At 64.3% G+C, this 25204-nt stretch carries 28 protein-coding genes; 4 read left to right on the top strand and 24 right to left on the bottom strand.

The window, feature by feature from the left end; translation table 11 throughout:
• Window positions 1–181 precede the first annotated feature (181 nt).
• From prpE to QP457_RS04365, 4 genes are all read right to left on the bottom strand, one after another.
• On the bottom strand, window positions 182–2062 hold the full coding sequence (gene prpE / locus QP457_RS04380; RefSeq protein ID WP_100551649.1) for a propionate--CoA ligase: 1881 nt from the start codon (window positions 2060–2062) through the stop codon (window positions 182–184).
• Window positions 2063–2680: 618 nt separating this feature from the next.
• A complete protein-coding gene (locus QP457_RS04375; RefSeq protein ID WP_205406368.1) occupies window positions 2681–3295 on the bottom strand; it encodes an RluA family pseudouridine synthase in 615 nt (204 codons plus the stop codon).
• Between the two features lie 124 nt (window positions 3296–3419).
• Window positions 3420–4406 (bottom strand): malate dehydrogenase, encoded by a 987-nt coding sequence (locus tag QP457_RS04370; protein ID WP_025879435.1) that lies wholly within the window; start codon window positions 4404–4406, stop codon window positions 3420–3422.
• 124 nt (window positions 4407–4530) lie between these two features.
• Entirely contained in the window at window positions 4531–5022 is a 492-nt protein-coding gene (locus QP457_RS04365) for a peptidylprolyl isomerase (RefSeq protein ID WP_025879436.1), read from the bottom strand.
• Window positions 5023–5261: 239 nt separating this feature from the next.
• Here QP457_RS04365 and typA point away from each other — a divergent pair, with 239 nt between their 5' ends.
• From typA to QP457_RS04350, 3 genes are read left to right on the top strand one after another with little or no spacing between them, the layout of a single operon-like run.
• Window positions 5262–7109, top strand: coding sequence for a translational GTPase TypA (typA, locus tag QP457_RS04360; RefSeq protein ID WP_025879437.1), 1848 nt, complete (start codon window positions 5262–5264; stop codon window positions 7107–7109).
• A gap of 11 nt (window positions 7110–7120) precedes the next feature.
• Window positions 7121–7588 (top strand): DUF2127 domain-containing protein, encoded by a 468-nt coding sequence (locus QP457_RS04355; protein WP_025879438.1) that lies wholly within the window; start codon window positions 7121–7123, stop codon window positions 7586–7588.
• A gap of 41 nt (window positions 7589–7629) precedes the next feature.
• Entirely contained in the window at window positions 7630–9252 is a 1623-nt protein-coding gene (locus QP457_RS04350) for an amidase (protein WP_205406369.1), read from the top strand.
• 33 nt (window positions 9253–9285) lie between these two features.
• Here QP457_RS04350 and QP457_RS04345 read toward each other — a convergent pair whose 3' ends face one another.
• Both QP457_RS04345 and QP457_RS04340 read right to left on the bottom strand, forming a co-directional pair.
• Complete coding sequence (locus QP457_RS04345) at window positions 9286–10428, bottom strand: mechanosensitive ion channel family protein (RefSeq protein WP_205406370.1); 1143 nt, start codon at window positions 10426–10428, stop codon at window positions 9286–9288.
• A 626-nt stretch (window positions 10429–11054) separates the two neighbouring features.
• Complete coding sequence (locus QP457_RS04340; protein ID WP_205406423.1) at window positions 11055–12446, bottom strand: 3-deoxy-7-phosphoheptulonate synthase class II; 1392 nt, start codon at window positions 12444–12446, stop codon at window positions 11055–11057.
• Between the two features lie 223 nt (window positions 12447–12669).
• Between QP457_RS04340 and QP457_RS04335 the strand changes: the two genes are divergently transcribed.
• Window positions 12670–14796, top strand: a complete 2127-nt coding sequence (locus QP457_RS04335; protein WP_205406422.1) for a TonB-dependent receptor — start codon at window positions 12670–12672, stop codon at window positions 14794–14796.
• A gap of 134 nt (window positions 14797–14930) precedes the next feature.
• On the opposite strand, the gene QP457_RS04330 is transcribed toward QP457_RS04335, so the two are convergent.
• From QP457_RS04330 to rpsQ, 18 genes are all read right to left on the bottom strand, one after another.
• Window positions 14931–15437 (bottom strand): disulfide bond formation protein B, encoded by a 507-nt coding sequence (locus QP457_RS04330; protein ID WP_089239011.1) that lies wholly within the window; start codon window positions 15435–15437, stop codon window positions 14931–14933.
• Between the two features lie 192 nt (window positions 15438–15629).
• Complete coding sequence (gene rplQ, locus QP457_RS04325) at window positions 15630–16013, bottom strand: 50S ribosomal protein L17 (protein WP_089239009.1); 384 nt, start codon at window positions 16011–16013, stop codon at window positions 15630–15632.
• A gap of 197 nt (window positions 16014–16210) precedes the next feature.
• Window positions 16211–17209 carry a DNA-directed RNA polymerase subunit alpha gene (gene rpoA, locus QP457_RS04320; protein ID WP_025879320.1) on the bottom strand — a complete coding sequence of 333 codons (999 nt, stop codon included), beginning with the start codon at window positions 17207–17209 and terminating at the stop codon, window positions 16211–16213.
• 55 nt (window positions 17210–17264) lie between these two features.
• Complete coding sequence (rpsD, locus tag QP457_RS04315; RefSeq protein WP_025879319.1) at window positions 17265–17894, bottom strand: 30S ribosomal protein S4; 630 nt, start codon at window positions 17892–17894, stop codon at window positions 17265–17267.
• Between the two features lie 15 nt (window positions 17895–17909).
• Window positions 17910–18299, bottom strand: a complete 390-nt coding sequence (rpsK, locus tag QP457_RS04310; RefSeq protein ID WP_004145443.1) for a 30S ribosomal protein S11 — start codon at window positions 18297–18299, stop codon at window positions 17910–17912.
• A gap of 11 nt (window positions 18300–18310) precedes the next feature.
• Window positions 18311–18667, bottom strand: coding sequence for a 30S ribosomal protein S13 (gene rpsM / locus QP457_RS04305; RefSeq protein ID WP_025879318.1), 357 nt, complete (start codon window positions 18665–18667; stop codon window positions 18311–18313).
• A gap of 346 nt (window positions 18668–19013) precedes the next feature.
• On the bottom strand, window positions 19014–20381 hold the full coding sequence (secY, locus tag QP457_RS04300; RefSeq protein ID WP_025879317.1) for a preprotein translocase subunit SecY: 1368 nt from the start codon (window positions 20379–20381) through the stop codon (window positions 19014–19016).
• A 7-nt stretch (window positions 20382–20388) separates the two neighbouring features.
• Window positions 20389–20832 carry a 50S ribosomal protein L15 gene (rplO, locus tag QP457_RS04295; protein ID WP_089239007.1) on the bottom strand — a complete coding sequence of 148 codons (444 nt, stop codon included), beginning with the start codon at window positions 20830–20832 and terminating at the stop codon, window positions 20389–20391.
• 4 nt (window positions 20833–20836) lie between these two features.
• Entirely contained in the window at window positions 20837–21028 is a 192-nt protein-coding gene (gene rpmD / locus QP457_RS04290) for a 50S ribosomal protein L30 (RefSeq protein WP_038690275.1), read from the bottom strand.
• Complete coding sequence (gene rpsE / locus QP457_RS04285) at window positions 21021–21563, bottom strand: 30S ribosomal protein S5 (protein ID WP_025879314.1); 543 nt, start codon at window positions 21561–21563, stop codon at window positions 21021–21023. Before rpsE ends, rpmD begins: the two co-directional genes overlap by 8 nt.
• A gap of 161 nt (window positions 21564–21724) precedes the next feature.
• Window positions 21725–22078: a 50S ribosomal protein L18 gene (gene rplR, locus QP457_RS04280; protein WP_025879313.1), complete on the bottom strand. Its 354-nt coding sequence runs from the start codon at window positions 22076–22078 to the stop codon at window positions 21725–21727.
• An 86-nt stretch (window positions 22079–22164) separates the two neighbouring features.
• The gene (gene rplF, locus QP457_RS04275; RefSeq protein ID WP_089239003.1) at window positions 22165–22689 is read right to left on the bottom strand and encodes a 50S ribosomal protein L6; all 525 of its coding nucleotides are present in this window, start codon (window positions 22687–22689) and stop codon (window positions 22165–22167) included.
• Between the two features lie 17 nt (window positions 22690–22706).
• Window positions 22707–23105, bottom strand: coding sequence for a 30S ribosomal protein S8 (gene rpsH, locus QP457_RS04270; RefSeq protein WP_025879311.1), 399 nt, complete (start codon window positions 23103–23105; stop codon window positions 22707–22709).
• Window positions 23106–23336: 231 nt separating this feature from the next.
• Entirely contained in the window at window positions 23337–23642 is a 306-nt protein-coding gene (gene rpsN, locus QP457_RS04265; RefSeq protein WP_032977438.1) for a 30S ribosomal protein S14, read from the bottom strand.
• Window positions 23643–23660: 18 nt separating this feature from the next.
• Window positions 23661–24203, bottom strand: coding sequence for a 50S ribosomal protein L5 (rplE, locus tag QP457_RS04260; RefSeq protein WP_025879309.1), 543 nt, complete (start codon window positions 24201–24203; stop codon window positions 23661–23663).
• An 11-nt stretch (window positions 24204–24214) separates the two neighbouring features.
• A complete protein-coding gene (gene rplX / locus QP457_RS04255; RefSeq protein WP_025879308.1) occupies window positions 24215–24532 on the bottom strand; it encodes a 50S ribosomal protein L24 in 318 nt (105 codons plus the stop codon).
• Window positions 24533–24548: 16 nt separating this feature from the next.
• The gene (rplN, locus tag QP457_RS04250; protein WP_025879307.1) at window positions 24549–24917 is read right to left on the bottom strand and encodes a 50S ribosomal protein L14; all 369 of its coding nucleotides are present in this window, start codon (window positions 24915–24917) and stop codon (window positions 24549–24551) included.
• Between the two features lie 12 nt (window positions 24918–24929).
• Window positions 24930–25199, bottom strand: a complete 270-nt coding sequence (rpsQ, locus tag QP457_RS04245) for a 30S ribosomal protein S17 (protein WP_004145355.1) — start codon at window positions 25197–25199, stop codon at window positions 24930–24932.
• Window positions 25200–25204: the final 5 nt, after the last annotated feature.

Raw genomic sequence — 25204 nt, 5'->3', positions numbered from 1 at the left:
CCTCGATGCGATACGCATGCGTGCCCTTGCGGGCACGCTCCCCGGGGGCGAGCTTAGCGCACCGGTGGCGGCGAGGAAGCTGCGCTGCAGCACCGCTGGATCTCTGTAGAGCCGAGCCCATGCTCGGCTGCGTGTACCTGACCCGGGCAGCCGAGCATGGGCTCGGCTCTACAGGACCGGATCAACGCCCCAGCGCGCGGCGGATCTCTTCCAGCGCACCCGGGTCGTCCAGCGTCGACAGATCGCCGGGATCGCGCTGCTCGGCCAATGCCTGCAGCGAACGCCGCAGCAGCTTGCCCGAACGGGTCTTGGGCAGGGCGTTGACCACGTGCACATGCGCCGGCCGCGCCACCGCCCCCAGCGACGCGGTCACCGTGGCCATCATCTCGGCCACCACCGCCGCCGGGTCTTCGCCATCAAGACCCTGCTTGAGCGTCACGAACACCAGCGGCACCTGCCCCTTCAACTCGTCCTTCACCCCGATCACCGCGGCCTCGGCCACGCGCGGATGACTGGAGATCGCCTCTTCGATCTCACGCGTGCCCAGGCGGTGGCCGGCCACGTTGATCACATCGTCGGTGCGGCCCAGGATGAAGGTATAGCCATCGTCATCGCGGATGGCCCAGTCCAGCGAGCTGTACAGCAGTTCCTTGAAGTGGCTGAAGTAACTCTGCAGGAAGCGGCTGTCGTCATTCCAGACCGTGCTCATGCAGCCCGGCGGCAACGGCGGCGTCATCACCAGCACGCCCTTCTGCCCGGCAGCCACTTCTTCACCGGTGTTCTCGTCGATCACCTTCATCCGGTAGCCGAGATTGGGGAAACCAGGTGAGCCGAAACGCACCGGTTTCATGTCCAGCCCAGGCAGCAGGGTCAATGCCGGCCAACCGGTTTCGGTCTGCCAGTAGTTGTCGATGATCGGCTTGCCGAGCGCGTCGCTGATCCAGTGTGCGGTGGGTTCGTCCAGCGGCTCGCCGGCCAGGAACAGATACTTCAGCGCATCCAGGTCGTGCCGGTGGATGAAATCGGCGTCGTGCTTCTTCAGCACGCGGATCGCCGTCGGCGAAGAGAACATCGTGCGTACGTTGTACTGCTCGCACAGCGCCCACCAGATGCCCGGATCGGGGTTGGTCGGCAGCCCTTCGTACAGCAGCGAGGTGCAGCCGCCGATCAGCGGGCCATACACGTTGTAGGAATGGCCCACGGCCCAACCGACGTCGGAGGTGGAGAACATCACCTGCCCCGGCTTGCAGTCGAACACGGTCTGCATCGACTGCGCCATCGCCACCGCATAGCCACCGACATCGCGCTGCACGCCCTTCGGCTTGCCGGTGGTGCCGGAGGTATACAGCAGGTAGCTGGGCTCGCTCGATTCCAGCCATTGCACCGGCACATCGGTCTGCCCGATCTGCGCACGCAGGCTGGCGTACTCGACATCACGCCCTTCGATGCGGGGCTCGGCCGGGTCCAGCCCGCGCGACACGATCAGCACGTGCGGCGGCGGATTGCTGGCTTCGGCGCAGGCGGCATCGACCATCGCCTTGTACGGAATGAGCTTGCCGCCACGCATGCCGGCATCTGCAGCGATCAGCAGCTTCGGCTTGGCATCGTCGATGCGCAGCGCGAGGTTGTGTGCGGCGAAACCACCGAACACCACCGAGTGCACCGCACCGATACGTGCACAGGCAAGCATGGCGAACACGGCCTCGGCCATGTTCGGCATGTAGATCACCACGCGATCCCCGTGGCCGACACCGAGATGTTTCAGCACGGCGGCGAAGTCGTTCACTTCGCGATACAGCTGGCGATAGGTGACTTCGCGGGTGCTGTTGGTTTCGGTGGAGATGGCGACCAGCGCGAGCTGGTCCGGGCGGTCGGCCAGATGCCGGTCGACGGCGTTGTAGCAGAGATTGGTTTCGCCACCGACGAACCAGCGCCGGAACGGCGGGTTGCTGTAGTCGAGCACCTGTTGCGGCGGCTTGTGCCAATGGATGCGCTTGGCTTCCTCGCCCCAGAATGCCTCCGGCTCGTCGATCGAACGGCGGTAGGTTTCCTCGTAGTTCATGACGCAGCCCTCCCAGACAAAGTCATGGTTCGAGCATAGTCCGGCGCTGGCGCGCGGGCCGCCCTACCTTGGTAGGGGGTGTGTTGCCGGCAGGGCTGCGCCCTGCACCCGCCGAGGCCGGAGCAACGGCAACGGCAAAAGCGTGCAGTCCGTGGGATGGCGGGGAGGGGCAGATGGCGGGGGTCGCTGCAAGTACGTCCATGTAAGCTCGGTCGCGCCATCCATGGCGCTCACGCCCCCGCCATCTGCCCCACCCCGCCTCCGACAATTTCCCGCTGCTGTTGGGCTGCTGTTGGTAGCTGTCGACCTTGGTCGACACGTAGATCCACGCCATGCGTGGATGCTTTTCGATGAATTGTCGAAATATTCGATTCCGATGGATTTGATCTACGCAAAGCGTGGGCCCATCGGCCATCGGAAATCTGTCGAAGGTGGGGCGGTGTCGGATTGCGGGGTGTCAGCCGCATGGATGCGGCTGCCAAGCCTACAGGGACGTACTTGCGGCGTCCCCGCAATCCGACACCGCCCCGCCACACCACGGAATGCGCGCTTTTGCCGTTGCCGTTGCTCCGGCCTCGGCAGGTGCAGGGCGCAGCCCTGCCGATAGCCCTGCCCCCCCTAGAACGGAATCGCAGACTCCAACGCGAGCGCCTCGCCCGTCACCGGATGGGTGAACTGCAGCTTCCGCGCATGCAGGTGCACGCGCTGCGCGGCGTCGGCGCCGTACAGCACGTCGCCGACGATGGGATGACCGAGGCTGGCCATGTGCAGGCGCAACTGGTGGCTGCGGCCGGTGACCGGCTCCAGTTCAACGCGCGTGCGTTGCGCCGCGACGTCACGCGACAGCACGCGCCACCGGGTCAGTGCCGGCTTGCCGCGTTCGTGGTCGACCATCTGCCGCGGCCGGTTCGGCCAGTCGACGATCAGCGGCAGATCCACTTCACCCGCTTCCCCTTCAAGCAGCCCCTGCACGATGGCTTCATAGCACTTGCCCACCTCGCGCTTCTCGAACTGCGTCGACAGCGCCACCTGCATGTCCTTGCCGCGCGCGTGCAGCAGCAGGCCGGAGGTGACCTGGTCCAGGCGATGCACGGTCAGCGCATCGGGATACACCGCCTGCAACCGCGCGACCACGCAGTCCTGGTTCTCCGCGGAGCGGCCGGGCACGGACAGCAGGCCGGCAGGCTTCTCGGCCACCAGCAGCGCGTTGTCGATGTAATGCAGGTGGATCATGTCGTTGCCAGGTGCTCCATACGAAAACGGGGAAGCCGAAGCCTCCCCGTTTCCTGCGTACCGGCCAACGGCCGGCACCTACCCTGATGGAAAACGTGCCGGCAAGCTGCCGGCACAGACCGCATCAGCCCAGCAGGTGGGCGACGCCGGCGCGCTCTTCTTCCAGCTCGGCCAGGGTCTTGTCGATGTACTTCTGGCTGAAGTCGTCGACCGGCAGATCCTTGACCAGGGTGTACTCGCCGTTCTCGGTGGTGACCGCGAAGCCGAAGATCACGCCTTCCGGAATCCCGTAGGAACCGTCGGACGGCACGCCCATGGTGACCCACTTGCCGTTGCTGCCCAGCACCCAGTCACGCACGTGGTCGATCGCTGCGTTGGCGGCCGAAGCAGCCGAGGATGAGCCACGGGCTTCGATGATCGCCGCGCCGCGCTTGCCGACGGTCGGGATGAAGGTGTTGGCGTTCCACTCCTGGTCGTTGATCGCATCGGCGATCGACGCACCATCGGCGGTGGCGAAACGGTAGTCCGGGTACATGGTCGGGCTGTGGTTGCCCCACACCACCAGCTTCTCCATGCCGGCAACCGGCTTGCCGAGCTTGGTCGACAGCTGGCTCAGCGCACGGTTGTGGTCCAGGCGCAGCATGGCGGTGAAGTTGCGCGGGTTCAGGTCCGGCGCCGACTTCATCGCGATGTAGGCGTTGGTGTTGGCCGGGTTGCCGACCACCAGCACCTTCACGTCACGCTTGGCGACCTTGTTCAGTGCGGCGCCCTGGGCGGTGAAGATCTTCGCGTTTTCCAGCAGCAGATCCTTGCGCTCCATGCCCGGGCCGCGCGGACGCGCACCGACCAGCAGGGCGATGTCGGCGTCCTTGAAGGCGACTTCAGCGTCGTCGGTGCCGACCATGCCGGCCAGCAGCGGGAACGCGCAGTCTTCCAGTTCCATCATCACGCCCTTCAGGGCGGCCTGGGCCTTGTCGACCGGCAGTTCCAGCAGCTGCAGGATGACCGGCTGGTCCTTGCCCAGCATTTCACCGGAGGCGATACGGAACAGCAGGGCGTAGCCGATCTGGCCGGCGGCGCCGGTCACGGCAACACGAACAGGTGCTTTCATGGGGATTTCCTCTGCTAAGAAGCTAAATAGCGTTGTAGAAGATGGCCGCGCGGGCGGGGATGGGCCTGGCGGGGCGGCCGCAACATGGAAACGGCCCCCTCTGCAGGGGGCCGTCGGGGGCGGATCAGGCGGCGAGGATCTTGTTCCACTCACCCACGCGCTCAGCCTGGGCGGCGAGCACGGCGTCGGTGTCGCCTTCCAGGGTGATCGAATGGATCACGTCGCCCTGCTTCACCGAATCAACGATCGCCTGGCCTTCCAGGACCTGGCCGAACACGGTGTGCTTGCCGTCCAGCCAATCGGTCTTGATGTGGGTGATGAAGAACTGGCTGCCATTGGTGTTCGGGCCGGCGTTGGCCATCGACAGCGAGCCGATCTGGTGCTTCACACCATTCTTCTCGTCTTCGAACTTGTAGCCCGGGCCGCCGGTGCCACGACCCTGCGGGCAACCGCCCTGGATCATGAAATCGGGGATCACGCGGTGGAAGATCAGGCCATCATAGAAGCCGCGCTTGACCAGGTTCACGAAGTTGGCGACCGTCAGCGGCGCCTTGTCGGCGAACAGCTCGACCTTGATCGGGCCCTGGGTGGTGTCGAAAGTGGCGATGAGGGACATGCAGATCCTTGGGATGCGGGGTGTGTAATCAGCCCCATAAGGATACACCTCCCCCGTGACATGGGCTGCTTCGACCATCGGCGCAGGCAGGGTCTTCAGCCCGCGGTTGGACAGCGCCGGGGGCCAGGCTGAATGGGGACCTCAGCAGTCCTGAAATCCAAGTTTTCGCCAATCGTCAAGTTCGACGTATAATGTTGGACTTCTTTTTCCAAATCCGGCGCCGACTGGCCCCCTTTCGTATGTCCATCGAAAATCTTCGCAACATCGCCATCGTCGCCCACGTCGACCATGGCAAGACCACCCTGGTCGACCAGCTGCTGAAGCAGTCCGGCACCCTGTCCGAGCGTACCGTCCTCGCCGAGCGCGTGATGGACAGCAACGACCAGGAAAAGGAACGCGGCATCACCATCCTGGCCAAGAACACGGCCATCACCTGGGAAGACAAGAAGACCGGTATCAAGAACCGGATCAACATCGTCGACACCCCCGGACACGCCGACTTCGGCGGCGAGGTCGAGCGCGTGCTGTCGATGGTCGACACCGTGCTGATCCTGGTCGACGCGATGGACGGCCCGATGCCGCAGACCCGCTTCGTCACCCAGAAGGCCTTCGCGATGGGCTTCAAGCCGATCGTCGTGGTCAACAAGGTCGACCGTCCGGGCTCGCGTCCGGAGTGGGTGATCGACCAGGTCTTCGACCTGTTCGACAAGCTCGGCGCCACCAATGAGCAGCTCGACTTCCCGATCGTCTACGCCTCGGCCCTGAACGGCTACGCCGGCCTGGAAGACACCGTGCGCGACGGCGACATGACCCCGCTGTATGAAGCGATCATGCAGCACGCACCGAAGCCGGAAGTGGACCCGGAAGGTCCGTTCCAGATGCGCATCAGCCAGCTGGACTACAACAACTTCGTGGGCGTGATCGGCATCGGCCGCATCCAGCGCGGCACCCTGAAGAAGAACATGCAGGTCGCGGTGATCGACCGTGAAGGCAAGAAGCGCAACGGCAAGGTCGCGCAGGTGCTGGGCTTCCTGGGCCTGGAGCGCATCGAGCAGGACACCGCCGAAGCCGGCGACATCGTCGCCATCTCCGGTATTCCGGAACTGACCATCTCCGACACCCTGTGCCACCCGGAAACCCCGGAAGCGCTGCCGGCACTGACCGTCGACGAGCCGACCATCTCGATGACCTTCCAGGTCAACAACTCGCCGTTCGCCGGCAACAAGGACCTGTCCGGTGGCAAGTTCCTGACCAGCCGCCAGATCAAGGACCGTCTGGACCGCGAGCAGGTCCACAACGTGGCCCTGAAGGTCGAACAGCTGGAAGACGCCGACAAGTTCCTGGTCTCCGGCCGTGGCGAACTGCACCTGTCGGTGCTGATCGAGAACATGCGTCGCGAAGGCTACGAGCTGGCCGTGTCGCGCCCGGAAGTGATCATCAAGCAGATCGACGGCCAGGCCATGGAGCCGATCGAGCAGCTGGTGGTGGATATCGAAGAAGTCCACCAGGGCGGCGTGATGGAAAAGCTGGGCACCCGCAAGGGCCAGCTGAAGAACATGGAATCGGACGGCAAGGGCCGTGTGCGCCTGGAGTACCAGATCCCGGCCCGTGGCCTGATCGGCTTCCAGAACGAGTTCAAGACCCTCACCCAGGGTTCGGGCCTGCTGTTCCACGTGTTCGACCATTACGGCCCGAAGGAACAGGGCGCCATCGCCAAGCGCATCAACGGTGTGATGATCGCCAATGCCCCGGGTACCACCCCGGCTTACTCGCTGGGCCCGCTGCAGGAACGCGGCAAGCTGTTCGCTGCTGAAGGCGACAACGTGTATGAAGGTCAGCTGGTCGGCATCCACTCCAAGGACAACGACCTGACCGTCAACGCGATCAAGACCAAGCCGCTGACCAACATGCGCGCTTCGGGCAAGGACGATGCGATCCAGCTGACCCCGGCGATCAAGTACTCGCTGGAACAGGCCCTGGACTTCATCGAAGACGACGAGCTGGTCGAGATCACCCCGAAGGAGATCCGTCTGCGCAAGAAGTTCCTGACCGAAAGCGACCGCAAGAAGAACTCGCGCGGCGGCTGATCCAGCGAACCGTGAGCCAGAACGGCTACAACCCGGATCCGCATCGGCATCCGGGCCTCCATGTCATCGCCTTGCTCGAAGCGAGCAAGGCGATGCTGGCGTTGTTGGCGGCTACCGGACTGGAAATCCTCGGTCCGCAGCCGCTTCGCGACGGCGTCAATGCCCTGATCCGGCGTTTCAGCCTGGACCCGGATCACGGCACCCTGCCCTCGCTGTTGAATGCAATCAGCCCCGACGCGGTGCACCTGGCCGCAGCGGCGATGATCGGCTACGGCCTGCTGCATCTGGTCGAAGCCTGGGGTCTGTGGAAAGCCAAGGCATGGGCCTCCTGGCTGGGCTGCCTGACCGCCTCCATCTACCTGCCCTTCGATATCTACGCGATCGTCCGCCATCCCGGCTGGGCCTCGTGGACGGTGCTGGCGATCAACCTGATCGTGGTCTACGTGCTGGCGCGCGACCTGCGCAAGCGCCGCCGCTGAGCAGTCGCTACACTGGGGATCGGAGCCGTCGAAGCTGCCCCATGCGCCTGTCCTTGCCGCCCCTCCTGTCCTTCCTGATCGCCGCGTTGCCTGCGGGGCTCGCTGCTGGCTGCAGCCCGGCCGCGTCCACCGCGCATGCCGGTGAACCCGGCAACAGCACCATGCCCTTCCCCTACGCCGAGACCGAAGTCTCCGACCTGCAGGCGCGGATGGTCGCCGGTGAGCTCGACAGCGTCACCCTGACCGGCGCCTACCTCAAGCGCATCGCCGCCCTGGACCGCACCGGGCCACGCCTGCGCGCGGTGATCGAGCTCAATCCCGATGCCCTGAAGGAAGCCGCCGAGCGTGATCGCGAGCGCCGTAACGGCCGCCTGCGCGGACCGCTGCATGGCATCCCGATCCTGCTGAAGGACAACATCAACGCCGCGCCAATGGCCACCAGTGCCGGCTCCCTCGCCCTGCAGGGCTTCCGCCCCGACGATGCCTACCTGGTGCGACGCCTGCGCGAAGCGGGCGCGGTGGTGCTGGGCAAGACCAACCTCAGCGAGTGGGCCAACTTCCGTGGCAACGACTCCATCTCCGGCTGGAGCGCGCGCGGGGGCCAGACCCGCAATCCCTACCGCCTCAGTCATTCACCCTGCGGCTCCAGCAGCGGCAGCGCGGTAGCCGTGGCCGCCAACCTGGCCAGCGTGGCCATCGGCACCGAGACCGATGGCAGCATCGTCTGCCCGGCGGCGATCAACAGCGTGGTCGGTCTGAAGCCGACCGTCGGCCTGGTCAGCCGCGAAGGCATCATCCCGATCTCCTTCAGCCAGGACACCGCCGGCCCGATGACCCGCAGCGTCGCCGACGCCGCCGCCGTGCTGACCGCTATCGCCGGCCGTGATGACGCCGATCCCGCCACCGCGACCATGCCTGGCCGCGCGGTCTACGACTACACCGCACGACTGGATCCGCAGGGCCTGCGCGGCAAGCGCATCGGCCTGCTGCAGACACCACTGCTGAAGTATCGCGGGATGCCGCCGCTGGTTGAGCAGGCGGTCGCCGAGCTGCGCCGCGCCGGCGCCGTGGTGGTGCCGGTGGAACTGCCCAACCAGGGCGCCTGGGCTGATGCCGAGCGCATCGTCCTGCTGTATGAATTCAAGGCGGGACTGGAGCGCTACCTCAGCACCTACCAGGCGCCACTGCGCAGCCTGGCCGGGCTGATCGCCTTCAACGAGGCACACAAGGGCCAGGAACTGGGCCTGTTCGGCCAGGAGCTGCTGCAGGAGGCCCAGGCAACCCCTGGCCTGGGCGATCCCGTCTACATCCGCGCGCGCAGCGATGCGCGGCGACTGGCGGGCCCGGAGGGCATCGACGCCGTGCTGGCATCGCAGAAGCTGGATGCGCTGGTCGCACCGACGACCGGCGTGGCCTGGCCCCTGCGCAGCACGGGTGATGACTTCCCCGGCGAGAGCTACAGTGTCGCCGCCGTCGCGGGCTACCCCAGCCTGAGCGTGCCGATGGGCCAGATCGATGGCCTGCCGGCGGGGCTGCTGTTCATGGGCACGGCGTGGAGCGAACCGAAGCTGATCGAGATGGCCTACGCGTATGAGCAGCGCACGCGCGCCAGGCGTCCGCCGCACTTCGATACCGATGCACTGATCGACTCCGGCGATCCCTGACCGGCTTCTGTAGAGCCGAGCGTGGGCTCGGCTCTACAGAGGCGGTTCCGGCTCCACCGGCGCGATCGCCGCCTCACCATCCTCCGCACCCGGCGAGCGCACATCGGCGCTGCCTGCACGCCGCATCCGCGGCATATCCAGCTCATCGTCCCGCTGCAGGCGCGCGCGCACCTGCGGCAGCGATTGCGGATGCTCGCGCGCGAGGAAATCGAGCATGCGCTCGCGCACCAGGCAGCGCAGGTCGAACGCATCACCGGAACTGCGCGCACTGACCAGCAGGCGCACCTGGATCGCGCGCTCGCTGGTCTCGGTCACCTGGGTCACGCACACCCGTCCATCCCACAGCGGCTGGCCCTGGCAGATGCGTTCCAGCTCGGCACGTATCGCCGCGATCGGCGCACGGTAGTCCAGCCACAGGAAAGCCGTTCCCAGCAGGTCGGCACTGCGTCGCGTCCAGTTCTGGAACGGATGCTCGATGAACCATGTCAGCGGCACCACCATCCGCCGCTCATCCCAGATGCGCACCACCACATAGCTGCTGCCGATTTCCTCGACGCGCCCCCATTCGCCTTCGACGATCACCACGTCGTCGAGCCGGATCGGCTGTGTCACCGCGATCTGCAGGCCGGCGATCAGATTGCCGAACACCGGTTTGGCAGCGATACCCGCCACCAGGCCGATCAGGCCGGCCGACGCCAGCAGTGCAGTGCCGATCTTCTGCACCATCGGAAAGGTCAACAGCACCAGCGAAGCACCGAGCACGATGATGCCGCCCATCAGCACGCGGCTGAGCACCCGCGTCTGGGTCTGGATGCGGCGCGCTTCGAGGTTGTCCGAGACATCAATCGGATGACTGCGCAGGATCGCCCGCTCACCCGCAGCAACGCCGCGCACCAGCAGCCAGATGAAGCAGGCAGTCAGAGCGATGTGCAGCACGCGCAGCAGCTGATCGAGCGCGTGTTCCGGCAGCGGTGTGGATTGCAACGCGGGAATCAGCAGCAGCAACGGCCATGCCGTGGCCATCGGCAGCCCGAGCACACGACCGATGCGCGCGCGGCGACGATCACGTCCTTTCAGCCGATGGTAGATCCACAGGATCAACCACGCGCCGATGCCACCCACCAACACTGCCAATCCCAACGGCCATGCATAGGCCTGTGCGCTTTCCCAGTGCACCGTTGCCACCTCCACTCGAACACCAAGCGGACAGCCTCGCGCATAGCGCATGAGCGTCACGTCAGTCGTTCGTAAGGAGGGTGTTGGTCGGCAGGGCTTGCAGCCCTGCACCTGCTGCAAGCTGGAGCAACAACAACAGCCGAAGCAGAAGCGGATTTCCTGCGGGATGGCGGGGTGGGTCCGGTTGCGGGAGACGCCGTAAACCCATCCCTGGGGGCTTGGCCGCGGCATCCATGCCGCTGACACTCCCGCAACCGGACCCACCCCGCCTTCAACAGATTTCCGCGATCTGCCGGCATTTCTGTGGAGCCGAGCAATGCTCGGCTCAATTCGTTCCGATATCGAAATAGTCGATTCCGATGGAGTCATCCACGCATGGCGTGGATCTACTTGTGTCGACCAAGGTCGACACCTACCAACAGCCGCAGGAATCCGTCAGAGGTGGGGCGGTGTCGGAGTGCGGGGTGTCAGCCGCATGGATGCGGCTGCCAAGCCTACAGGGACGTACTTGCGGCGTCCCCGCACTCCGACACCGCCCCGCCAACACACGGATAGCGCTCTTGCTGTTGCCGTTGCTCTGGCAGTGGCCTCGGCAGGTGCAGGGCGCAGCCCTGCCGAAACACCTTTTACCGTACCTGCTCCTGCTTGCGCACGATCGCCATCGCAATCTCCAGCGACTGTTCGTAGTTCAGACGCGGATCGACAGTCGAACGATACGCACGTTCCAGGTCACGCTCGGTCAACTCGCGCGCACCGCCGGTGCATTCGGTCACATCCTCACCGGTCAGTTCCAGATGCACGCCCCCCAGGCGGGTGCCTGCGGCCGCGTGCAGGTCGAACGACATCTCGACCTCACCACGTACATTGTCGAAGCGCCGCGTCTTGAAGCCATTGGCGGTGCTTTCGGTGTTGCCGTGCATCGCATCGCACACCCACAGCACGCGACGACCATCGCGCTTGACCGCATCCAGCAGCGGCGGCAGCTTCTGCGCGATCTGCGCCGCACCCATGCGGTGGATGAAGCTCAGGCGGCCCGGCTCGTCATCCGGATTGAGCACATCGATCAGGCGCAGCAACTGGTCCGGCGTCACCGACGGGCCCACCTTGATCGCGATCGGATTGCGCACACCACGCAGGTACTCCACGTGTGCGCCATCCAGTGCGGCAGTACGCATGCCGATCCACGGATAGTGCGTGCTCAGGTTCAACCAGCCCTGCTGGCGCGGCACCTGCCGGGTCAGCGCCTGCTCGTAGGGCAACAGCAGCGCTTCATGCGAGGTGTAGAAATCGATGCGGTTGAGGTTGTGCACGCGGGCCCCGGCCAGGGTCTCCATGAAGTGCACGGCATCGCCAATCGAGGCGACCATCTTCTGGTACTCGGCGGCCAACGGCGAATGGCTTACCCATTCCAGGTTCCAGTATTCGGGATGGTGCAGGTCGGCGAAGCCGCCATCGATCAGCGCCCGCACGAAGTTCATCGTCATTGCCGAATGCGCGTGGGCCTGCAGCATCCGCTTCGGATCGGGCAGTCGCGCCGCTTCGGTGAAGCCCGGCGCATTGATGACATCGCCACGGTAGCTGGGCAGGGTCACACCGTCGCGGGTTTCGGTATCGGCCGAGCGCGGCTTGGCGTACTGCCCGGCAAAACGGCCGACGCGGATCACCGGCTGACGCAGGCCGTGCACCAGCACCAGGCTCATCTGCAGCAGCACCTTCAACCGGTTGGAAATCGTGCCCGATTCGCAGTCGCTGAAATTCTCCGCGCAGTCGCCACCCTGCAGCAGGAAACGCTTGCCTTCCTGGGCGTCGGCCAGCTGCTGCTTCAGCGCCAGGATCTCCCACGAGGTCACCAGCGGCGGCAGCCGCTTCAACTCGTGCAGCGCCGCATCCAGTGCCACCGGATCGGGATAGGTCGGCATCTGCAGCGCGGTCTTGCCCCGCCAGCTCTCCGGTGACCAGGCAGCACCAGCAGCGATGGCGGCAGGATCGTGGGCGGGCGGAACGGCGGACAGGCTCATCACGGACATCCGGGGGTGGGGGGCGGTCATGGTCGCAGAGCCAGCCGCTGACGCAAAGGGCCAGGCACCGCCACGACTGCCTGAACGGCGTGCAAAGGGGCCGCGTGATCGGCCAGAAACGGCATGGTCGCCGCCGCGGGACAGGCGCATGATCGGCACGCAGTTGTTACGGAGTAACACTCCCTCATGGACCGGCCCCTTCCCTCTTCCCTGCCCATTTCCCATGAAGCCCTCCCTGCTCACCACCGCCATCACCTTCGCCCTGATCCTGGCCAGCCAACCCGTACTTGCCGCCGACACTGATTCCAGCGCGGCTGCGGTCAAGAACCTCGACGTGGTCACCGTCAGCGCCCAGCTCGACCAGGCCCGCAACGCCCTGTCCCCGGACATCGGCAGCAGCCAGTACCAGATCACCGCCGAGGACATCCAGAAGCAGCCTCTGGGCGCCTCCGCCCCGCTCAGCCAGGTGCTGCTGCAGGCCCCGGGCGTGGTCCAGGACTCCTACGGCGGCGTGCACGTGCGCGGCGACCACGCCAACCTGCAGTACCGCATCAACGGCGTACTGCTGCCCGAATCGATCTCCGGCTTCGGCCAGACCCTGGATGCCCGCACCATCAAGAGCATCCGCCTGATGGATGGTGCCCTGCCGGCCCAGTTCGGTGAACGCACCGCCGCGGTGGTCGATATCACGACCCGCAGCGGGGCCGAGCTGGGCAACGGCGGCAGCGCCGGCATCACCGCCGGCTCGTTCGGCAAGGTCAACCCGAATGCCTCCTGGTGGGGCAACCAGGGCCGCTGGAGCTGGTTCCTGACCGGCAACTACGATCAGAACGAAGTCGGGCTGGAGAACCCCACCAACTCACGCAAGCCGCTGCATGACGATACCCACCAAGGGAAGGCCTTTGCCGACCTGACCTATCTGGTCAACGACAACACCCGCCTTAGCGTGTTCGCCGGCTTCGCCAACAACCGCTTCCAGATTCCGGTCAACCCGGGGCAGACCCCGCAGTTCGGTTACCTGGACACCACCACCTTCGATTCCAGCCAGCTGGACGAAACCCAGCGCGAAACCACCCGCTTCGGCATGCTGGTGCTGCAGGGCACGCTGGGCCAGACCGCGTACCAGCTGTCGGCCGGCCAGCGCTACAGCGACGTGGCCTTCAACCCGGACATCGTCGGCGACCTGGTGTTCAGTGGCGTCGCCTCGCAGGTCCAGCGCAGCAACCGCGCCAACACCCTGCAGGCCGATTTCTCCACACCGCTGGGCGACAACCACACCCTGCGCTATGGCCTGTATGGCAACTACGAACACGCCGCGGCCAACAACAGCAGCTGGGTCTTCCCGGTCGATGCCGATGGCCGGCAGACAAGCACCACGCCGCAGCTGATCCCGGACCGCAACGCCTTCCACGCCAGCACAGCCGCACTGTACGTGCAGGATGAGTGGCGGATAGGCGATGACTGGACCGTCAACTACGGCCTGCGCGGCGACCGCTTCAAGGCGTTCGGCCACACCGAGGGCCAGCTCAGCCCGCGCCTGGGCGTGGTCTGGAATGCCAGCGACAGCACCACGGTGCATGCCGGCTACTCGCGCTACTTCACCCCGCCCGCCAGCGAACTGGTTGCCGGCAGCGATCTGGCCCTGTTCGAGGGCACCAGCAACCAGCAACCCGCCGGTGGCAGCAACACGCCGTTGTCCGAGCGCAGTGACTACTACGACATCGGCGTGTCACAGCAGGTCGGCGAGCACCTCACCCTCGGCCTGGATGCCTACGACCGCCGCGTCTCGCGCCTGCAGGACGAAGGCCAGTTCGGCGCCGCCTACATCTATTCCACCTTCAACTATCGGCGCGGCCACATCCACGGCCTGGAGTTCAGCGCCGACTACAGCAACGGGCCGATCAGTGCGTACTTCAACGCCGCCTACAACAAGGCGATGGGCACCCAGGTCATCACCAGCCAGTACAACCTCGATCCGGATGCATTGGCCTACGTGCAGCAGAACTGGATCCATCTGGACCACGACCAGAAGCTGACCTCTTCCGGCGGCGTCAGCTACGCGTTCGCTGGCCATAACCGGGTGGGCGCGAACTACGTGTACGGCAGCGGCCTGCGTTCGGACATCGAGGGCGTGCCCAATGGCGGCGAGCTGCCGTCGTACCTGCAGGTCAATCTCAGCGCCGCGCATGACTTCAACGCCGACAGCGGCCATCCGCTGCATGTGCAGCTGGCCGTGCTCAACACGCTGGACCGCAGCTACCAGCTGCGCGATGGCGGCGGCATCGGCGTGTTCGCGCCGCAATGGGGGCCGCGTCGCGGCGCCTATCTGAGCCTGCAGCAGGATTTCTAAGGTGGTGCCGGCCGCTGGCCGGCATTGCAGGGGACTGCACCGCCCTCAGGGTTGCTACCGGAACCCAGTAGAGCCACGCCATGCGTGGCTGCCGATATGCAGTAGAGCCACGCCATGCGTGGCTCCAGGCTGGATCAGCGCTTGACCTTGCGCAGCGACACAACCAGCGCCCACAGCGCCAGCAGCACGAACCACACGCCCGACCACATCGGCATGGTCAGGCCGAGGAAGGTCCAGTCGATGTTGCCGCAGTTGCCGGTGCCGGTCAGCACGGTACGGAATACTTCCAGCGGCCCCATGGTTTCGCGCAGGAAGGCCAGCGGCGGGCCACAGGTTGCACCCATCTCCGGCGGCAGCATCTGCACGTAGACGTGGCGTGCGGCGATGCCCACGCCCACGGCAGCAGCGATGAACGCGAGGATGCCGTAGGTCGCCCGCCCCGGACGGTTGGACGGACCATGCAGCGCACCGATCAGGAACAGCAGGCCCAGGGCGACGAACGCCAGGCGCTGGAAGATGCACAGCGGACACGGCTCCAGCCCCATCTTCAACTGCAGGAAGATGGCGTAGCCCAGCAGGCCCGCGCAGATCAGGAAGCCCAGCAGGAACTGGGCGCGGAAAGGCCAGCGCAGAGGATTCATCGGCAACGCTCGTGTAGTACGGACCGCAAGCGTAACCGAGAGTGCGCGCCGTTCGAACCGCCACAACGTCGCGCCCGTCGGAACAGTGCGGGGTCGGATCCCTTTGCGGATGCAAAGGGCTCTGCCCCCCAGAAACGGAAAAACCCGGCACGAGGCCGGGTTCTTCACCGAATGACGGGTGTCGCGCGTCGATTATTCTTCGACGGCTTCAGCCACGACCGGACGGTCAACCAGTTCGACGTAGGCCATCGGCGCGTTGTCGCCGGCGCGGAAGCCGCACTTCAGCAGGCGCAGGTAGCCGCCCGGACGGGTCGCGTAGCGCGGGCCCAGGATGGTGAACAGGTTGCCGACGGCTTCGTTGTCGCGCAGACGGGCGAAGGCCAGACGACGGTTGGCGACGGAGTCGACCTTGGCCAGGGTGATCAGCGGCTCGGCGACGCGGCGCAGTTCCTTGGCCTTCGGCAGGGTGGTCTTGATCAGCTCGTGCTTGAACAGCGAGGCGGCCATGTTCTTGAACATCGCTTCGCGGTGGGCGCTGGTACGGCTGAACTTACGGCCGGATTTCTGGTGACGCATGGTGATATTCCTTGGTTAATGATGTGGCTTTGCGGATCGTTGTCGCCTTCCTGGCGCTGCTGCTCGGACTGCGGTTGGTCCTGGCCATCCGTCCTGGACGACCTGCCCGCGAACCTTCGTTCGTCGTGGCGGTATTGCCTTGGTGCAATGGCCCCGTCGTTGCCGACGGGGCCATGCAGTCTTGCAGAAAGGCTGTATCAGCCCAGCATGCCGTGGCTGGCGACGCCGGCCGGCGGCCAGTTCTCCAGCTTCATGCCGAGCGACAGGCCACGCTGGGCCAGCACTTCCTTGATCTCGGTGAGCGACTTCTTACCCAGGTTCGGGGTCTTCAGCAGCTCGACTTCGGTCTTCTGGATCAGATCGCCGATGTAGTAGATGCTCTCGGCCTTCAGGCAGTTGGCCGAACGCACGGTCAGCTCCAGATCGTCGATCGGGCGCAGCAGCACCGGATCCACGCCGTTGTTGGCCGGCTTCGCCGCACCGCGGTCGCGGTGGGTGAAGTCACCGAACACCGACAGCTGATCGCTGAGGATGTCGGCAGCGGTACGCACTGCTTCTTCGGCGTCGATGGTGCCGTTGGTCTCGATATCGATGACCAGCTTGTCCAGATCGGTGCGCTGTTCGACACGAGCCGCTTCCACGGCATAGGCGACACGGCGGACCGGCGAGAACGAGGCATCCAGGACCAGACGGCCGATGGCACGGGTTTCTTCGTCCGGACGACGACGCGCAGCAGCCGGCTGATAGCCGAAACCACGTTCGATCTTCAGACGCATGTTCACTGCCGTGTCCTTGGTCAGGTGGCAGATCACGTGGTCGCCGTTCAAGATCTCCACATTGTGGTCGACCTTGATGTCGGCAGCGGTGACAACGCCCGGACCCTGCTTGGACAGGGACAGAGTCGCGTTGTCGCCAGAGTGCATACGGATGGCCACGTCCTTCAGGTTCAGCAGGACTTCCAGCACGTCCTCCTGCAGACCTTCGACCGTGGTGTACTCGTGCAACACGCCGTCGATTTCGACTTCCGTGATGGCGAAGCCCGGGATGGACGACAGCAGCACGCGACGCAGGGCATTACCCAGCGTATGCCCGTAACCCCGCTCCAAAGGTTCGATAACGACCTTTGCACGGGTGTCGGTAATGCGTTCGATCTGCGGACCGCGAGGACGCAGAACCTGGTTGGCGGTAACCGTCATGTTGCGGGTTCTCCTAGTGAACCCCCGGCCGTCGCCGGGGGCTCTCCAATGTGAATTACTTCGAATACAGCTCGACGATCAGCGCTTCGTTGATGTCTGCAGGCAGATCCGAACGATCCGGAACAGCCTTGAAGATGCCGGAGAACTTGCCGGAATCCACTTCAACCCACGACGGGCTCAGGTCATGCTGGGCGGCGACGGTCAGGGCTTCCTGGACGCGCAGCTGCTTGGCAGCCTTTTCAGACAGGGCGATGGCGTCGCCAGCCTTGACCTGGTACGAGGCCAGGTTGACCGACTTGCCATTCACGGTGACGCCGCGGTGCGACACCAGCTGACGGGCAGCCGGACGGGTCACGGCGAAGCCCATGCGGTAGACAACGTTGTCCAGGCGGGTTTCCAGCAGCTGCAGGAGGTTCTCGCCGGTGTTGCCCTTCTTGGTCGAGGCCTTCTTGTAGTAGTTGCGGAACTGACGCTCCAGCAGACCGTAGATACGCTTGACCTTCTGCTTTTCACGCAGCTGGGTAGCGTAGTCGGACAGCTTGCCCTTACGGGCAGTGGCGCCATGCTGGCCGGGCTTCTGCTCCAACTTGCACTTGGAGTCCAGCGCACGCGCCGGGCTCTTCAGGGACAGGTCGGCGCCTTCGCGACGGGCGAGCTTACAGGTAGGACCGATATAACGAGCCATTTCTTATCGCTCCCTTTAGACGCGACGCTTCTTCGGCGGACGGCACCCGTTGTGCGGGATAGGCGTCACGTCGATGATGTTGGTGATCTTGTAGCCGACGTTGTTCAACGAACGCACGGCCGACTCACGGCCCGGACCCGGACCCTTGATGCGGACTTCCAGCGACTTCACGCCGTAGTCCAGCGCAGCACGACCGGCCTTTTCGGCAGCCACCTGGGCTGCGAACGGGGTCGACTTGCGCGAACCGCGGAAGCCAGCGCCACCGGAGGTCGCCCACGACAGAGCGTTGCCCTGACGGTCGGTGATGGTCACGATGGTGTTGTTGAACGAAGCGTGGACGTGGGCAACGCCGTCGGTGACGACGCGCTTGATCTTCTTCTTGGTCTTAGCAGCAGGCTTAGCCATTTATATGTCCCTTACTTCCTGATCGCCTTGCGCGGGCCCTTGCGGGTGCGGGCGTTGGTACGGGTGCGCTGGCCACGCAGCGGCAGACCGCGACGGTGACGCAGGCCGCGGTAGCAGCCCAGGTCCATCAGGCGCTTGATCGCGATACCGATTTCACGGCGCAGATCGCCTTCCACGATGTACTTGCCGACTTCGGCGCGCAGGCGCTCGATTTCCGGCTCCGACAGATCGCGGATCTTGGTGGTCGAAGTGACGCCTGCGACTTCGCAGACCTTCTTCGAACGGGTACGGCCGATGCCGTAAATGCTTTGCAACCCGACCCAGACATGCTTCTGGGCTGGCAGGTTGACGCCTGCAATACGCGCCATGACGCGGTTCTCCAGCTGAGTGATGGCCGACAGCGCGCTCAAGGCACGCCGATCCGGCAGGATGGATCAAAAAAGTGAACCAGTGATACTAACAAGGTTCCGGTTTACTTGGAAGCCCGTGAAACCAGAGGTTTCATGAACCCGGCCCGGGGAGTGTGCCCAGGCTCCGGCGCCGGATGGGGTTGGACCTGGAGTTGCCTCCCGGACCGCCCGCGCTACTCCAGCGCGGGACCACCTCATCACACCCCCACCCGGAACCGCTGCGGGGGCCGCCCTTCGTTTGTGTGGCCAGAGTCCGCGAAGCGGAGGACCATCACGTCAGGAAGACGAAAGTATAACAGGCTAATCAGCCGCGAGCAAAACCACCGCGGTTGCCGCCCTTCAGGTTGGCCTTCTTCAGCAGGCTCTCGTACTGGTGGGACATCAGGTGCGCCTGCACCTGGGCGATGAAGTCCATCACCACCACCACCACGATCAACAGCGAAGTACCGCCGAAGTAGAACGAGGCATTCAACTGCGTGCGCATCAGTTCCGGCAGCAGGCAGACGATCACCAGGTAGGCCGAACCGGCAGCAGTCAGTCGGGTCAGCACGCCGTCGATGTAGTCGGCGGTGGCCTTGCCCGGACGGATGCCCGGAATCAGCGCGCCCGACTTCTTCAGGTTGTCGGCGGTTTCCTGCGAGTTGAACACCAACGCGGTATAGAAGAACGCGAAACCGGTGATCAGCGCAGCGAACACGATCATGTGCAGCGGCTCGCCCGGACCCAGGGCATTGGCGACCTTCTGCAGGGTCTGGCCAAAGGTGCTCTGGTTGGCAGCCTGGCCGGACCACATGGCGAGGGTCGCCGGGAAGGCCAGCAGGCTCGAAGCGAAGATCGCCGGGATGACGCCAGCCATGTTCAGCTTCAGCGGCAGGAACGAGGTCTGGTTCATGTACGCGTTGCGACCGCCCTGGCGGCGCGCGTAGTTCACCGTGATCCGGCGCTGGCCGCGTTCGACGAACACCACGAAGAAGGTGAAGGCGAGCACGACGATGGCGATCAGCAGCAGCTGGATGAACTGGATGTTGCCGTCGCGGTAGGCGTCGAAGGTGTGGATGACCGCACCCGGCAGGCCCGCCACGATACCGGCGAAGATGATCAGCGAGACGCCGTTGCCGATGCCGCGCTCGGTCACCTGCTCACCAACCCACATCAGGAACATGGTGCCGGCGGTCAGTGCGACCACGGCAGTGAGCACGAAGCCCATGCCCGGCATGTACACGACCGGTGCGCCGGTCGGCGACACCTGGCCCTGCAGCGCCAGCGCGATCGAACCGCCCTGCACCACTGCGAGCAGCACGGCGCCGATACGCGAATACTGGGTGATCTTGCGGCGGCCGGACTCACCTTCCTTCTGCATCGCCTTCAAGGCGGGGAAGATGTGCACAGCCAGCTGCATCACGATCGATGCCGAGATGTACGGCATCACGTTCAGCGCGAAAATGCTGAAACGGTGCAGGGCGCCGCCCGAGAACATGTTGAACATGTCCACGATGCCGCCGCCCTGCTGTTGCATCATGGCAAGCATGGCATCGGGATTGACGCCCGGCACCGGCACGTAGCAGCCGATGCGATAGACGATCAAAGCCCCGACGACGAACAGCAAACGTTGGCGAAGTTCAGTGAACTTGCCCATTCCGCCCGCGAGGTTACCGATGCCAGCTTGCGCCATGATTCTCTTACTCCGTTACGCTGCCGCCGGCAGCTTCGATCGCAGCCTTGGCACCAGCCGTGGCAGCAACACCCTTCAGGGTGAACGCCTTGGTCACTTCGCCCTTGACGACGACCTTGGCCTTCTTGGCAGTGCTCGGAACCAGCTTGGCAGCACGCAGGGCAGCGAAGTCGATCTCGCCGGCCGGCAGCTTGTCCAGCTGGTACAGCAGCACTTCAGCGGTGTCCTTGGCGATCGGCGAACGGAAGCCGATCTTCGGCAGACGACGCTGCATGGGGGTCTGGCCGCCTTCGAAGCCAGCCTTGATCTTGCCGCCACCCTTACGGGCGAACGAACCCTTGTGGCCGCGGCCGCAGGTCTTGCCCAGGCCGGAACCGATACCGCGACCGACGCGGGTACGTTCCTTGCGGGCGCCCGGTGCCGGGCTCAATTCATTCAGATGCATGGTCATTGGATTATTCCTCAACCTTGACGAGGTAGTGGACCTTGTTGATCAGGCCGCGAACCTGCGGGCTGTCCTTCAGTTCACGCACATCGTTCAGCTTGCCCAGACCCAGCGCACGCACCGACAGGCGATGACGCGCCTGGGCACCACGCAGGCCGCGAACCAGACGGACCTTGACGGTCTTGGTGGTGTCATTAGCCATGGTTGAGATCCTCCACCTTCTTGCCGCGCTTGGCCGCGATACGAGCCGGCGACTGCGCTGCAGTCAGGCCCTTCACGGTGGCACGCACCAGGTTGATCGGGTTGCGCGAACCGGTGGCCTTGGCCAGCACGTTCTTCACGCCCACTGCTTCCAGGACGGCGCGCATGGCACCACCGGCAATGACGCCGGTACCTTCGGAAGCCGGCTGCATGAACACGCGCGCTGCGCCGTGACCATCCTTGATGGTGTGCCACAGGGTGCCGTTGTTCAGATCGACGGTGACCTGGTTCTTGCGAGCCTGCTCCATCGACTTCTGGATGGCGACCGGCACTTCGCGTGCCTTGCCATAACCGAAACCGACCTTGCCTTCGCCGTCGCCGACAACAGTCAGGGCGGTGAAGGTGAACTGACGGCCACCCTTGACGGTCTTGCTGACGCGGTTGACCGCGACCAGCTTTTCGATCATGCCGTCGTCGACTTTCTCTTCGCGGTTACGGTCGCGATCGCGACCCCGCTGCTGACGTTCTTCTGCCATGTTTATTCCTTGGTTGTTGGGTTATGTACGGCTCGAGGCCGCTTATGGTTGTGGAGTGACGCGTTGTTACGGTGGGCCGCTGCAGAAGAGCGGCGCCGCCCAGCCTCACTCAGGCTGGCGAGCAGGCGGGCATGGGGACCGAAGTCCCCCGCCCTGATCCCTTAGAACTGCAGGCCGGCTTCGCGGGCAGCGTCAGCCAGGGCCTTGATGCGGCCGTGGTAACGGTAACCCGAACGATCGAAGGCAACCTTCTCGACGCCGGCGGCCTTGGCGCGCTCAGCGACGATGCGGCCAACCTTGGCGGCGGCATCGGCGTTCTTGCCGTTCTTCAGGCCTTCCTTGATGTCGGCCTGGGTGGTGTTGGCAGCAGCCAGCACCTTCGAGCCGTCAGCGGTGAAGACCTGTGCGTACAGGTGCTGGCCGGTGCGCAGCACCGACAGGCGGGCCACACCGAGCACACGGATGTGGGCACGGGTCGACTTGGCGCGACGCAGGCGGGCGATGTTCTTGTTCATGATGTTTTTTCCTTGAAAGCTGAAGGTTGGGCTTTTCCCTGGAAAGTCCGCACATGGATGCGCGGGCTCATGCGAGGGACTCGCGCTTACGCCTTCTTGGCTTCCTTACGGATGATGACTTCGTCGGAGTACTTCACGCCCTTGCCCTTGTACGGCTCCGGCTTGCGGAACGCACGGATCTTGGCGGCAGCTTCACCGACGGCCTGCTTGTCAGCGCCCTGCACCAGGATTTCGGTCTGGGTCGGGGTGGTGATGGTGATGCCTTCCGGCGCCACGAACACGATCGGGTGCGAGTAGCCCAGCGACAGGCTGAGGTCCTTGCCCTGCATCGCAGCACGGTAACCCACGCCGACCAGCTCCAGCTTGCGCTCGAAGCCTTCGGAAACACCCTTGACCATGTTGGACAGGATGGCGCGGACGGTACCGGTCAGCGGGATCAGGTCCACGTTGTCGGTGCTCAGGGTGGCAACGCCGTTTTCGACATTGATGTTGATACCAGCCGGCTTGGCCAGCGACAGGGTGCCCTTCGGGCCCTTGGCGATGACGTTGTCGTTCTGGACGTTCAGTTCAACCTTACCCAGGTCGATCGGCTTCTTGGCTACACGGGACATGGTCTACTCCTTTCGCCTTAGGCCACGAAGCACAGGACTTCGCCGCCGACGCCCAACTGGCGCGCCTGCGCATCAGTCATGATGCCCTTGGAAGTGGAAATGATGGAAATGCCCAGGCCGTTCATGACCTTCGGCAGTTCGCTCTTGCCGCGGTACTGGCGCAGGCCCGAACGCGAGAAGCGCTTCAGGGTCGCGATGACCGGCTTGCCTTCGAAATACTTCAGCACGATTTCCAGCTCGGACTTGTTGTTCTCGAGCGCGGTCACGCGCAGGTCGGCGATGTAACCCTCGTCCTTCAGGACCTGGGCGATCGCAACCTTGATCTTGGACGACGGGGCTTTCACCGTCTGCTTGCCAACCGCTGCCGCATTCTTGATGCGGACCAGCAGGTCGGCGATGGGATCAGTCATGCTCATATGAGTACCTTTGAGTGCACCGATATCCGCTTTCGCGAAAATCTGTTGTCTCCTGGAAACGGGCCAGGCCCCCTCCCCTACGCGTTGCGCAGAGCAAGACGCGGGAGTATACGCCAAAAGAGCCCGACTTGCGTCGGGCTCTTCGGTTTTTTGCAGAGGGAAAGCTGAACACTCCCCCTCCCCGGCTGCGAGGCCCCCCGAAGGCGCCCTCGCTGGCAGGACCGGCTGGTATTACCAGCTGGCCTTGCGCAGGCCCGGAACGTCGCCACGCATGGTGGCTTCACGCAGCTTGTTGCGACCCAGGCCGAACTTGCTGTACACGCCACGCGGGCGGCCAGACAGTTCGCAACGGTTGCGGTGGCGGCTCGGCGACGAATCGCGCGGCAGCTTCGACAACTTGGTGGCGGCCTCGATCTTCTCTTCGTAGCTCGCGTCCGGGGAGGACACGATCTTCTTCAGAGCAGCACGCTTGACAGCGAACTTTTCAGCCAGCTTCTTCCGCTTGATGTCGCGGTTGACCATGGAGGTCTTTGCCATTTCGGTTTCCTCGACGAATCAGTTACGGAACGGGAACTTGAACGCTGCCAGCAGCGCCTTCGCTTCCGCGTCGGTCTTCGCAGTGGTGGTGATGGCGATATCCATACCGCGGATCGCGTCGACAGCGTCGAAGTCGATTTCCGGGAAGATGATCTGTTCCTTCACACCCATGTTGAAGTTGCCGCGACCGTCGAAGGAACGACCGGAAACACCACGGAAGTCGCGCACGCGCGGCAGCGAGATGTTGATCAGGCGGTCCAGGAACTCGTACATCTTGTGGCGACGCAGCGTGGTCTTGCAGCCGATCGGCCAACCATCACGGATCTTGAACGATGCCACCGAGATACGCGACTTGGTGACGATCGGCTTCTGGCCCGAGATCTTGGTCATGTCGCCAACGGCGTTTTCCAGGATCTTCTTGTTGGTGGCCGCTTCGCCGACACCCATGTTCAGGGTGACTTTGACCAGCTTCGGCACCTGCATGGAATTGGTGTAACCGAACTGCTTCATCAGCGCCGGCACCACTTCTTCCTTGTAAAACTTTTCGAGACGGGAAGTCATCTTCTCATTCCTCAGGCGTCGAGCGCCTCACCGCTGGAGCGGAACACACGCAGTTTGCGTCCATCCTCCAGCACCTTGAAGCCAACGCGCTCGCCCTTGCCCGAAGCCGGGTTCAGCACATTCACGTTGGAGATATGGATCGACGCTTCACGCTCGACCACGCCGCCGGCAACACCTGCCTGCGGGTTCGGCTTGGTGTGGCGCTTGACGATGTTCACGTTGGCGACGACCAGACGGTCGCCATCGACGCGGACGACTTCGCCCTGCTTACCCTTGTCCTTGCCGGCGTTGACGACAACCTGGTCGCCCTTCTTGATACGGTTAGCCATGATTATCTCCTGTCGCTCACAGCACTTCGGGAGCGAGCGAGACGATCTTCATGAACTTCTCCGAACGAAGTTCACGAGTCACCGGCCCGAAGATACGGGTCCCGATCGGCTCCTGCTTGTTGTTAAGCAGAACGGCAGCGTTGCCGTCGAAGCGGATCAGCGAGCCGTCGGCGCGACGCACACCCTTGCGGGTACGCACCACGACGGCGTCATACACTTCACCCTTCTTGACCTTGCCGCGCGGAATCGCATCCTTCACGGTGACCTTGATGATGTCGCCGATGCCGGCGTAACGGCGCTTGGAACCACCCAGCACCTTGAAGCACATCACTCGCTTGGCACCAGAATTGTCGGCGACGTCAAGGTAGCTCTGCATCTGGATCATGATTCAGACTCCTTATTCAGCCGCACGCGTGATGACTTCCACCACGCGCCAGTTCTTGGTCTTGGACATCGGAGCAATCTCGGTCACGCGGACGACATCGCCTTCCTTGCAGGCGTTGTCGGCATCGTGGGCGTGCAGCTTCGTCGAGCGCTTGATGTACTTGCCGTACAGTGCGTGCTTGACCTGACGCTCGACCAGGACGGTAACCGTCTTGTCCATCTTGTTGCTGACGACACGGCCTTCGACCGTGCGCAGCGCTTTGTTTTCAGTATTGTCGCTCATAGCGG

The sequence above is a fragment of the Stenotrophomonas sp. As-7 genome, from assembly GCF_030291015.1.
Lineage (GTDB): Bacteria > Pseudomonadota > Gammaproteobacteria > Xanthomonadales > Xanthomonadaceae > Stenotrophomonas > Stenotrophomonas lactitubi.
Note: the sequence above shows the minus strand (reverse complement) of the source record. Positions and strands in the feature narration are given on the sequence as shown.

What these genes read in the sequence shown, in the direction of transcription:
- QP457_RS04330 (WP_089239011.1), bottom strand. Translation starts at nt 15,437, where the DNA reads ATGAATCCTCTGCGCTGGCCTTTCCGCGCCCAGTTCCTGCTGGGCTTC.
- rpsN (WP_032977438.1), bottom strand. Translation starts at nt 23,642, where the DNA reads ATGGCAAAGACCTCCATGGTCAACCGCGACATCAAGCGGAAGAAGCTG.
- rplN (WP_025879307.1), bottom strand. Translation starts at nt 24,917, where the DNA reads ATGATCCAGATGCAGAGCTACCTTGACGTCGCCGACAATTCTGGTGCC.
- rpsE (WP_025879314.1), bottom strand. Translation starts at nt 21,563, where the DNA reads ATGGCAGAAGAACGTCAGCAGCGGGGTCGCGATCGCGACCGTAACCGC.
- QP457_RS04350 (WP_205406369.1), top strand. Translation starts at nt 7,630, where the DNA reads ATGCGCCTGTCCTTGCCGCCCCTCCTGTCCTTCCTGATCGCCGCGTTG.
- QP457_RS04365 (WP_025879436.1), bottom strand. Translation starts at nt 5,022, where the DNA reads ATGTCCCTCATCGCCACTTTCGACACCACCCAGGGCCCGATCAAGGTC.
- QP457_RS04335 (WP_205406422.1), top strand. Translation starts at nt 12,670, where the DNA reads ATGAAGCCCTCCCTGCTCACCACCGCCATCACCTTCGCCCTGATCCTG.
- rplR (WP_025879313.1), bottom strand. Translation starts at nt 22,078, where the DNA reads ATGAACAAGAACATCGCCCGCCTGCGTCGCGCCAAGTCGACCCGTGCC.
- rplX (WP_025879308.1), bottom strand. Translation starts at nt 24,532, where the DNA reads ATGGCTAACCGTATCAAGAAGGGCGACCAGGTTGTCGTCAACGCCGGC.
- typA (WP_025879437.1), top strand. Translation starts at nt 5,262, where the DNA reads ATGTCCATCGAAAATCTTCGCAACATCGCCATCGTCGCCCACGTCGAC.
- QP457_RS04340 (WP_205406423.1), bottom strand. Translation starts at nt 12,446, where the DNA reads ATGAGCCTGTCCGCCGTTCCGCCCGCCCACGATCCTGCCGCCATCGCT.
- prpE (WP_100551649.1), bottom strand. Translation starts at nt 2,062, where the DNA reads ATGAACTACGAGGAAACCTACCGCCGTTCGATCGACGAGCCGGAGGCA.
- rpsM (WP_025879318.1), bottom strand. Translation starts at nt 18,667, where the DNA reads ATGGCGCGTATTGCAGGCGTCAACCTGCCAGCCCAGAAGCATGTCTGG.
- rpsH (WP_025879311.1), bottom strand. Translation starts at nt 23,105, where the DNA reads ATGAGCATGACTGATCCCATCGCCGACCTGCTGGTCCGCATCAAGAAT.
- rpoA (WP_025879320.1), bottom strand. Translation starts at nt 17,209, where the DNA reads ATGACGGTTACCGCCAACCAGGTTCTGCGTCCTCGCGGTCCGCAGATC.
- rplE (WP_025879309.1), bottom strand. Translation starts at nt 24,203, where the DNA reads ATGACTTCCCGTCTCGAAAAGTTTTACAAGGAAGAAGTGGTGCCGGCG.
- rplO (WP_089239007.1), bottom strand. Translation starts at nt 20,832, where the DNA reads ATGACCATGCATCTGAATGAATTGAGCCCGGCACCGGGCGCCCGCAAG.
- rpsD (WP_025879319.1), bottom strand. Translation starts at nt 17,894, where the DNA reads ATGGCTCGTTATATCGGTCCTACCTGTAAGCTCGCCCGTCGCGAAGGC.
- rpsQ (WP_004145355.1), bottom strand. Translation starts at nt 25,199, where the DNA reads ATGAGCGACAATACTGAAAACAAAGCGCTGCGCACGGTCGAAGGCCGT.
- rpmD (WP_038690275.1), bottom strand. Translation starts at nt 21,028, where the DNA reads ATGGCTAATGACACCACCAAGACCGTCAAGGTCCGTCTGGTTCGCGGC.
- secY (WP_025879317.1), bottom strand. Translation starts at nt 20,381, where the DNA reads ATGGCGCAAGCTGGCATCGGTAACCTCGCGGGCGGAATGGGCAAGTTC.
- rplF (WP_089239003.1), bottom strand. Translation starts at nt 22,689, where the DNA reads ATGTCCCGTGTAGCCAAGAAGCCGATCGACCTGGGTAAGGTTGAACTG.
- rpsK (WP_004145443.1), bottom strand. Translation starts at nt 18,299, where the DNA reads ATGGCTAAGCCTGCTGCTAAGACCAAGAAGAAGATCAAGCGCGTCGTC.
- QP457_RS04375 (WP_205406368.1), bottom strand. Translation starts at nt 3,295, where the DNA reads ATGATCCACCTGCATTACATCGACAACGCGCTGCTGGTGGCCGAGAAG.
- rplQ (WP_089239009.1), bottom strand. Translation starts at nt 16,013, where the DNA reads ATGCGTCACCAGAAATCCGGCCGTAAGTTCAGCCGTACCAGCGCCCAC.
- QP457_RS04370 (WP_025879435.1), bottom strand. Translation starts at nt 4,406, where the DNA reads ATGAAAGCACCTGTTCGTGTTGCCGTGACCGGCGCCGCCGGCCAGATC.